General features: G+C 72.2%; 9 protein-coding genes. 6 read left to right on the top strand and 3 right to left on the bottom strand.

What is annotated here, in order from left to right; genetic code table 11:
* Positions 1-1,717, top strand: a 1,717-nt coding sequence (tap, locus tag ACYVE9_RS09220) for a telomere-associated protein Tap (protein ID WP_461027262.1), incomplete at its 5' end; no start/stop codon positions are given.
* An 8-nt stretch (positions 1,718-1,725) separates the two neighbouring features.
* Positions 1,726-2,283, top strand: coding sequence for a telomere-protecting terminal protein Tpg (gene tpg, locus ACYVE9_RS09215; protein WP_461027261.1), 558 nt, complete (start codon positions 1,726-1,728; stop codon positions 2,281-2,283).
* Positions 2,284-2,427: 144 nt separating this feature from the next.
* Here the strand turns inward: tpg and ACYVE9_RS09210 are convergent, their stop codons facing one another.
* Both ACYVE9_RS09210 and ACYVE9_RS09205 read right to left on the bottom strand, forming a co-directional pair.
* Positions 2,428-3,846, bottom strand: coding sequence for a hypothetical protein (locus ACYVE9_RS09210; protein ID WP_461027260.1), 1,419 nt, complete (start codon positions 3,844-3,846; stop codon positions 2,428-2,430).
* A 183-nt stretch (positions 3,847-4,029) separates the two neighbouring features.
* Positions 4,030-4,956, bottom strand: a complete 927-nt coding sequence (locus ACYVE9_RS09205) for a hypothetical protein (protein WP_461027259.1) — start codon at positions 4,954-4,956, stop codon at positions 4,030-4,032.
* 124 nt (positions 4,957-5,080) lie between these two features.
* On the opposite strand from ACYVE9_RS09205, the gene ACYVE9_RS09200 reads away from it, so the two are divergent.
* Genes ACYVE9_RS09200 through ACYVE9_RS09190 form a run of 3 tightly spaced genes read left to right on the top strand, consistent with a single transcriptional unit; the run spans position 5,081 to position 7,496 of the window.
* Positions 5,081-5,884 (top strand): alpha/beta fold hydrolase, encoded by an 804-nt coding sequence (locus ACYVE9_RS09200; protein ID WP_461027258.1) that lies wholly within the window; start codon positions 5,081-5,083, stop codon positions 5,882-5,884.
* On the top strand, positions 5,884-7,161 hold the full coding sequence (locus ACYVE9_RS09195) for a PP2C family protein-serine/threonine phosphatase (protein WP_461027257.1): 1,278 nt from the start codon (positions 5,884-5,886) through the stop codon (positions 7,159-7,161). The genes ACYVE9_RS09200 and ACYVE9_RS09195 overlap by 1 nt, the downstream gene beginning before the upstream one ends.
* Positions 7,158-7,496 (top strand): STAS domain-containing protein, encoded by a 339-nt coding sequence (locus tag ACYVE9_RS09190; protein ID WP_461027256.1) that lies wholly within the window; start codon positions 7,158-7,160, stop codon positions 7,494-7,496. Before ACYVE9_RS09195 ends, ACYVE9_RS09190 begins: the two co-directional genes overlap by 4 nt.
* Before the next feature lie 102 nt (positions 7,497-7,598).
* Here the strand turns inward: ACYVE9_RS09190 and ACYVE9_RS09185 are convergent, their stop codons facing one another.
* Positions 7,599-8,264, bottom strand: a complete 666-nt coding sequence (locus ACYVE9_RS09185; RefSeq protein ID WP_461027255.1) for a TetR/AcrR family transcriptional regulator — start codon at positions 8,262-8,264, stop codon at positions 7,599-7,601.
* A gap of 167 nt (positions 8,265-8,431) precedes the next feature.
* Here ACYVE9_RS09185 and ACYVE9_RS09180 point away from each other — a divergent pair, with 167 nt between their 5' ends.
* Entirely contained in the window at positions 8,432-8,755 is a 324-nt protein-coding gene (locus ACYVE9_RS09180; RefSeq protein WP_461027254.1) for a VOC family protein, read from the top strand.
* Positions 8,756-8,888 lie beyond the last annotated feature (133 nt).

Raw genomic sequence — 8,888 nt, 5'->3', positions numbered from 1 at the left:
CCACGGGCCGCTGGCCGTCCTGGACGGAGACGGCTCGGCGTACTGCGTCGGCGGCCTGGTCCTCGACTGCCCGGCCGACAGCCTGGTCCCGCTGGTCGAGTGGGCGCTGACCGACGCCCGGCTGGGCGCACCGCGGCTGAACCGCAACGGCAAGGACGCCGACCCCCTCCTGGTGCTCACCGACGCGGCAGCCGAACGGCTCGGGCTGCCCGCCGCGCTGGAGGACCGCCGCGGTCTGCGGCTCCCGGCCGACCACCGGGTGGTGCGGCAGCTCACCAAGGCCACCTGGCAACTCACCCGGCGGGGGTTCGGCCCCTGGGCGCGCATCTACCGTCCCGCGACGGGCGGTCGACGCCAGTGCGTCCAGCTCGCCGTCCTGCCCTGGGGGGCACTCGACCCGCGCTCATGGGGTGACGCCGAGCGACTGCCGCCGCCCGAACTCGCCACCGTGCTGGGCACGTACGCCACCCGCGTGCTGACCCCGCGCGGCTCCACCGCCGTGTCCGGCCTGGAGTTGATGACGGCGCTGCGTCCCCCGACCCGTGCGGTGAAGGACGAGGAGACGGGCACGTGGGTGGCGGGCCCGAATCCCGGCTCGCTGACCGAACCCGTCGATCCCGCCCCGCCGGAGGCACCCGGTGAGCACCCCGTGGTCGCAGCCCGACACCCGCGCGGCCACCAGCGCACTCCCGCCGAGGTGCTCGACGAGGAGGCGTTCGACTGGATCCGCGACCCGCAGCTGCTCACCGACGCCGAGTGCGGCCGCCGCTACGCGGTCGGCATCGACGTGAACACCGCGTTCCTCGCCGCGGCCAACCGTCTCCTGGTCGGCCTGGGCGCCCCCGTCCACGTGCGGGCCCCCGCCTTCGACAAGCAGACTCCCGGGTCGTGGCTGGTGGACCTGTCGGGCATCACCACCGACCCGCGCCTGCCGAGCCCGTTCACCCCCGACGGGCTGCCCCCGACCGGCCCGGCCTGGTACGCCACCCCGACCGTCGCGTACGCGGCCGAACTCATCGACACCTACCGGCTGCCCGTCACCCTGAAGCCCGTCGAGGCGTGGATCCGACCCGAGGCCGGGCCCTACCTCGACCCCTGGTACAAACACCTTGCCGACGCCTACAAGGCGACGATGGCCGACCTGGGAGTCGTCACCGGCCTCGACGAGGCCGTGTTCCTGGAGGCGATGGACGGGTGCGCGGAGCGGGACCCGCACGCGGCGGCCGTCCTCTCCGCGATCAAGTCCACCGTCAAGGGGGGCATCGGCAAGCTGCGCGAGCGCCCGCAGGGCGTCGCCCACAGGTACGGCGAGCGCTGGCCGGCGCTGGAGCGGCCCACCTGGCGACCGGACATCCGCGCCGCGGTCATCTCCACTGCCCGCGTCAACATGCACCGCAAGATCCTCAAGACGGCGCTGGCCACCCAGCAGGCCCCCGCCCCGGTCGGTGACCTGCGTCTGGCCGAGGACGCCCTGCTGCCGGTGGCGCTGCTGTCCGACTGCGCGGTGTACCTCGCCGACGGGCCCACCCCGCTCGACGTCCTGCCGCGCACAGCCGAGGGCAAGCCCGCGCCGGGCTCGTTCCGGCTCGGGGTGAGCCCGGGAATGGTCAAGCACGAGGGCACGCAGGACCTGCTGTGGGCCGTGCAGCTGCTCGACGAGGGACACAACCCGGCCCGCCACATCAAGGGCACCGACGCCGCCGCCGACGGAGAGTAGGACACCCCATGGGCATCATCGGCGACAGCCTCGACAAGGCCGAGGCGAACACCACGACCCGCCCCCAGCCGAAGTCCGCAGGCGCGCAGATGCGGTTCCTGGTGAGACAGGCCAAAGGGTCCACCCGAGTGGTGGCGCAGCAGCTCGGGGTGACGCAGCGCACCGTGGAGCGTTACCTGAAGGGCACCATCAAGAGCCCCCGCAGGGACCTCGCCGAGCGGCTCCGGGACGAGGTGCGCAAGCGGTGGCAGCCCAGGGTCCGGGCGCGAGCGAAGCAGCAGGCGGCCACGACCAGCGGCATCGTCATCGAGACCCGGGCGCGGTTCGGGTACACCGCCGCGCCCGGCTCCACCGACGACGGCCGGCTGCGCCTCATCACCCAGGCGCTGCCCCCCGCCTACGCGGCCCGCCTGTTCGAGGCGCGGGACGCCGGTGCCACCGAGCAGCAGCTGCGGGACATCGCGGCCGAAGGGCTCCAGGAGATCTACTTCAAGGACCGCGGCCGCCGCGCCCAGGACCTGCTGGTCGAGTTCACCGACATCGACTACGTCGAAATCGGCTTCTGACGCCGCCGCCCGGCGGGGGAGGGCCGTGCCGGATCAGCCACCCGGCCGGAGCGGAAGCACGGTAGTTGTCACCAACGCAGGCGTGCTGTCGCCAGGGCCACCGGGCGGCGAGCGCTCAGCAGAGTCGTGGACCGCGATGCAGTCTCAGCTGTCCAGTCCGGCTTCCCACTTGCGCCGGCGCAGCATGTGGTCGCTGAAGAGGTGTCGGCTCCGGTCGAGCAGTTCACCCACCTCCGCGTCGCCGCGCCGCCCGTCCGGCGACGGGTGCCAGCGCTGTACCGATTGCGCGGCCCAGGTGCGCAGCTTCATGTCCGGGTCCTCGAGCAGACCGACCGCCGCGCGTAGCGCCACGATGCCGCCGCGCTCGTCGAGCAGCCGGAATGCGCCGACGCGGACGTGCCGCGGCCGCTCGGAGCTGGTGCGCTCCAGCAGCCAGTCGGCGGGCAGTTCCCTGGCCGAGGGCAGCAGGGTGGCGGCGGTCTCGCGGACGACCCCGGCGGCAGGGTCGTCGAGGAGCGGCCGCAACTGCTTCGCATCCGCGCAGTCCAGCGCCCGCAACCCTGCCACCGCTCGCGCCCGCACCCCGGCCGCCGGGTGCACGAGCAGCGGTCGCAGCAGCCCGGCGTCCGCGCGGTTCCCGCACTCGGCCAGCCCGATGACCGCACCGGGCGGCAACTCGGGGTCGTCCGGTGCCGTGCACTGCTCCCGGTACCAGGCCGCCGGGTCACCACCCTGCTGCCGTACGACATACCGGGCACAAGCGCGCACAAGCGCGGAACGGTCGCTGAGAAACCGCTCCGCCTGCTGTGACTGCCCCGCCAGTCTCAGCGCGGTGACACCGGCCGAACGGACACGTGGGTTGCGTGCGGACAGCAGTGGAGGCAGCACACCCTCGTAGGCATCCCCATCCTTCAGAGCCGTGAGCGCCGCTGTGGCGCACAGGTCCTGGACCACGGTGTCCTGGTCCCGGGCGGCCGCGCGGGCCAGCTCAGCGGGACGGAGCAGTCGGACCTCGATGGCCAGCCGGTACGCGAACCGCCGGACGATGCGGTCGGGGTCAGCGAAGAGAACAGCGAGCTGCCCGGGGGATGCCTGGCGCAGTATCTGGCCGAGCACATCGACGCCGAAGGCACCTCTGTCGCGGTGGCCGACGCGGAGGATGAGCGGCGCAAGGTTGAGGGCGGAGTCCACGTTCAGGGCTTCGCGCAACAACTGCCGGGCGTGCTCGCGCACCGGACCGGCCCAATCGGCGCAGCGGATCACGATCAACGGCAGCAGGCCGGGGTACCGGAGCGACTGACGCACCGCCTTCTGACGGATCCGCCCGTCGCGGTGGCAGAGGGCGAGTGCGAGCCGGGACTCGCTGAGCTGAGCCAGGTCCGCGGGCAGCGGGGCGGAGTGCTCCCACCCCGGCAGGAACCGCGGGCGGTGCCAAGCCGCCTCACGCACTCCTGCGTCCAGCGCGAGCCAGTCAGCGGGGTCGGTGACATCAAGCGTGTTTTGAAGCGGCGCACCTCCCGCGAGCCGCGTCGCTGCTGTCCCGTCCTCGATGTCCTCAAGCATTCCCGCCCCTCCAGCAGTCGTACCAGGTGATCGTAGGGGGCGGGGTTCGCGTAGGGCGCACGAAATATTCGGCTGTGATCGCCGAGGGCCGCCGCCCGGCGCCTTGCCCGCGAGAAGCCGAACGCGGTGACCTCGCCCCTGCTTCGCTTGCCGCTGGTGAGGACTATGGTGCTTCGGCACAGATCAGCGGCGCGTGCCCAGCCGCTCGGGCAGACCGGCGAGGTCCGCGTCGGTGGCCGGCCGGAGCGTCGACAGCACGTGACGGGCCGCGGGCAGGTCGGCCGCGGAGCCCGCGAAGGTCACGGTGTGCACCAGCCCCCCGCGGCGCAGGCGCAGCTCCCGCCGTGTGTCGCCACCGTCTCCGTGGACCACCAGCAGACGGCCGTCGCCGTCGTCCGTGCAGTGGACCGGCTCACCGAGCGGGACGGGGCAGCCGCGGAAGTCGGTGCGCCGGGTGTCGTGACCGACACGTGCCACGTGGAGGTGCAACCCCGCCGAGCCCGTCCGCTGGTACCGGGCACCGAACCCGTCGCTGCCCGCGCCGGTGACGTCCAGCGTGTAACCGGGCGGCGGCTCGCCGACTCGCATCAGGGCGGTGTCCACGTTGTTGTCGCTGACCCACTGCGCCAGCGTGGGAGGTGTCGCGGCGTCCCGGACGACGTACGCCGTGCCAGCTGCGACGGCTGCCGCCACCGCCAGGGTGGCCCACCGGGTCCGCGCGCCCGGCAGTTGCAGCGCGGCGGCGAGCGCGTGGCAGAGCCCTCCGGCCGCGAACAGCAGCGGGCCGCTGCCCTCGGAGCCGACCTCACGCACCACCGTCAGGGCCCCGACCGAGCCGATCGTGCCCAGCCCGTACACGGTCGCCGCCCACCGCCACAGACCGCGGGTCCGGCGCGTGAAGGGGACGAGGGGGCGGGCGCCGAGCCCGACGCATGCGAGCAGGCCCACCGCCGAGGGCACCACCACGGCGGCGACCAGGGCGAAGGTCGACCATCCGGTGAACAGCGCGGCGAGCAGCACCAGGAGCTGGAAGCCCGAGACCAGCGAGCCGACCCACCACACCATGGCCAGATGGGCGCCCGTGCGCACCGCGTTCCCCGCCTGCCCCATCCGGGGATCATGCCAGCTCCGCGCCGCGGTGCGGGCGCAGGGCGGCGTGCGGTCCGGGGGCGGGGCCCCGCGTGAGCAGGCGGGAGTGGCAGACCGTTCGGCCGGGAGTGGCAGACTGACGGGTATGGATGTGCGTGCGAGGAACAACGTGACCGTCACCGGCAGGCCGGACGGCCCGGTCGTGATGCTCGCGCACGGGTTCGGCTGCGACCAGAACATGTGGCGGCTGGTGGTGCCGGCCCTGGCCGGCGACCACCGCGTGGTGCTGTTCGACTACGTCGGTGCCGGACAGTCGGACCTCTCCGCGTGGGACGAGGAGAGGTACTCGTCGCTGGACGGTTATGCCCAGGACGTGCTCGACGTCTGCCGGGAGCTGGACCTCCGGGACGTGGTGTTCGTGGGGCACTCGGTCAGTGCGATGGTCGGCGTCCGGGCCGCCGCGCTCGAACCGGAGCGGTTCGCCAAGCTCGCCCTGGTGACGCCGTCCCCCTGCTACATCGACGACGGCGACTACCGCGGCGGGTTCAGCGCTGCGGACATCAACGAGCTGCTGGAGTCGCTGGAGGCGAACTACCTGGGCTGGTCGGCCACCATGGCCCCGGTGATCATGGCGAACGAGGAGCGTCCGGAGCTCGGCGAGGAGCTGACCAACAGCTTCTGCCGCACGGATCCGGACATGGCCCGGGTCTTCGCCCACACCACCTTTCTCAGCGACAGCCGCGAGGAACTGGCGTCCGTCGCGGTCCCCACGCTCATCGTCCAGTGCGCGCAGGACGCGATCGCCCCGCGCGAGGTGGGCGCCTACACCCATGCGGCGATCAGGGGCAGCAGCCTGGTGACACTGGACGCGACGGGGCACTGCCCGCAGCTGAGTGCGCCGGAGGCGACGGCCGAAGCGCTTCTCGCCTTCACCCGGGACGAGCGGTGATGTGCCGTGCGGACCACGGCCCCCGCCGTTCCGAGGCGGAGGACGAGGGCGGAAGACCGGACGTCGCGTTCACCTCGCTCCTGGAGGACAGCGTCGTGGACCTCTACGAGAACGCACCGTGCGGATACCTGTCCACGCTGCTCGACGGCACGATCGCCAGGATCAACACCACGCTGCTGACCTGGCTCGGGTACCGCCGGGAGGAGCTGGTGGGCCGCCGCACCTTCGTCGACCTGCTGACGGTCGGCGGCAAGCTGTACCACGAGACGCACCTCGCACCACTGCTGCGGATGCAGGGTGAGGTCCGCGGAATAGCGCTGGAGATGCGCACCGCCGACGGCTCCCGCCTCCCGGTACTGGTGACCTCCACCGTCAAGGCCAGCGCCGACGGTGCGCCCATGCTCATCCGCACCACCGTCAGCGACGCCCGGGACCGCCGGGCCTACGAGCAGGAACTGCTCCGGGGCCGCCGGGCCGCGGAGGAGGCACAGCGACGTGCCGAGCAGGACCGCGAGCACCTGAAGCGCGTCCTCTCGACGCTCCAGCAGAGCCTGCTGCCGCCGGCCCTGCCCGCCGTGCCCGGACTGGAGTCGGCCGCCCACTACCACACCGCGTCCTCGGACCACCTCGGCGGCGACTTCTACGACCTGTTCTCCCTGGGCGACGGCCGTTTCGGGTTCTTTCTCGGAGACGTGTGCGGCAAGGGACCCGAGGCGGCGGCGGTGACCTCCCTGGCCCGCTACACACTGCGCGCCGCCGCGGTCCACGACTGCGACCCGGTGGTGGTCCTCCAGACGTTGAACACCGTGCTCAACGAACGCTACGCCGGCGGCGACCCCCGCTACTGCACCGCGATCTTCGGTGTGCTGGAGGCGATCGAACCGGGCGGGGACCGCTTCGCCGTCACCCTCGCCAGCGGCGGTCACCCGCCGGCGCTGGTGCTGCGCGGCGCCGGCACGGCCGCGTACCTTCCCACACCCGGCGGTGTCCTGGTGGGTGTCTTCCCCACCGCGGACTTCACCGTCGCCCGTACCGAACTGGGCCCGGGCGACACCCTCCTGCTCCACACCGACGGACTCACCGAGGCCCGTACCGAGTCGGGCCGGTACGGGGACGACTCCCTGCTGGCCCTCGCCGAGGAGATGGCGCCGACTGATGCCGGTAGCCTCGTCGAGGCCCTCGCCGTCCTGCTCGACGGCTTCGGCGACGGCCTGGACGACGACACCGCTCTGCTCGCCGTCAGTGTCCCTGCCCCACCGTCCGAGAAGTCCACATGAGCACGCTGACCCTCACCACGGAGAACACGACGTCCGGCCCCGTCCTGCACGTCGCCGGCCACCTCGACTTCCACACCGCGCCGCGGTTCCGTGCCGCGCTCGACGAAATCGCCCTGGAAAGCGGCCAGTTGCTGGTGCTGAACCTGGCCGGTCTGGAGTTCTGCGACTCCAGTGGCATCACCGCCTTCCTCGTGGCCCGCAACCGCGCCGGCGCCGCCGGTGCCGACGTCGTGCTGGCCGAGGTCCCGCCGAACACCGCCCGTGTGCTGCGGATCGTCGGCCTCGACCAGGTCTTCACCATGCGGACCGCCGCGGCCCAGCCGGAACGCGGCTGATCGGCCGCCCCGCCGCGCCGCGTCTCATCCGACCGCGGCCCGGCCTGCGGCGGTGGGGAGGCATGCCCCGCGCGGTGGCTTGACGGTCGCCGTCGCCGCGGCTCAGGGACGGGGCGGACTCTCCGGTCCGTACAGCCGTAGGAAGGTGCGCACGCCGTCGGTGACGAGCCGATCGATCTCCGCGTCGGCGAGCGGGATGGCGCCGTGGAAGGAGCGTTCGAGGATGTCGGTGTTGACGAGCAGCATCAGGTGGTTCGTCGCCCGCTCCTCGTCGTCCAGTACCAGCAGCCCCTGGTCTGCCAACTTGCGCACGTAACTGGTCAGTTCCTCCATCACTGGCCCTGGGCCCGCGTCCTGCCAGCCCTGCACGACCTCCTGTGGCAGGCGTGCCGCCTCGGCGATGATGACCCGGACCAGGGCGAAGTGGTTCTCGAACCCGGTCAGTGGCATCGCCCACGCACGGCCGAACGCCACAAGGTCGGCCTCCAGGTCGGTGACCTTGCCGAGGTGGCGTTCGATCAGCTCCTTGTGCGCGGCCCCGACGGCCTGGGCGCTCTCCTGGATGGTCAGCAGGAAGAGTTCCTCCTTGTCCTTGTAGTGGTTGTAGATGGTCCGCTTGGAGACACCGGCTTCCGCGGCGATCGCATCAACGCTGGCGCGGGTGTACCCCTCGCGGGCGAACACGGCGCGGGCGGCGCAGGCGATGGCCTCTCGCTTCGGGGACCTTCCGCGGCGCGGGCGCGCGGGCGCCGCTTCCTCTCTCGACATCGATGCTTCCTCCCAAAAAAGTACACCGAGTGGTGTACTAAGTGCACTGCACGGTGTAGTTTACTTATGTGGGCACCCGGTGGACCAGGGTGACCGGCCCTCCCGGCCGGTACGCCCGCGGAACCCGCGTGTGAGCCCCATCCTCCCCTCACCGAAAGGATCAGGACATGTTCGGCAACCTGACTGTGACGAAGATGCACTGCAAGGACGTCGAGGCCATGACGGCCTTCTACCGCGACCGCCTGAACATGCAGGTCATCGAGCAGAGCGACGTGCACACCGTCTTCGCCACCGGCAACGGCGGCGAGCTCATCGTCACCTCGCAGCCGGCGGACCGGCCCATCAGCATCGCCTTCACGGACGTCGACATCCCCCGCGCGCACCAGGCCCTGGCCGACGCCGGTGCGGGCGAGATGATTCCGCACAAGACCGGTGAGCGTTTCCAGTTGGAGGACCCGGAAGGCAACACGGTCATCTTCGTCAACGCCTGACCGGGCACCGCCGCCGCGATCGGTGTGCCGCGTATCCGCCGATCCGGCCGCAGTCCGCGTGCCCGACCCGGGCCGGACCATCCGCCGGCTGCAGTGCCGACCGAGGCCCGGGCGGGGTCGCTCGCCCGACCCC

It is taken from the genome of Streptomyces sparsus (assembly GCF_054776295.1).
This window is presented reverse-complemented; position numbering and strand designations above follow the sequence as displayed.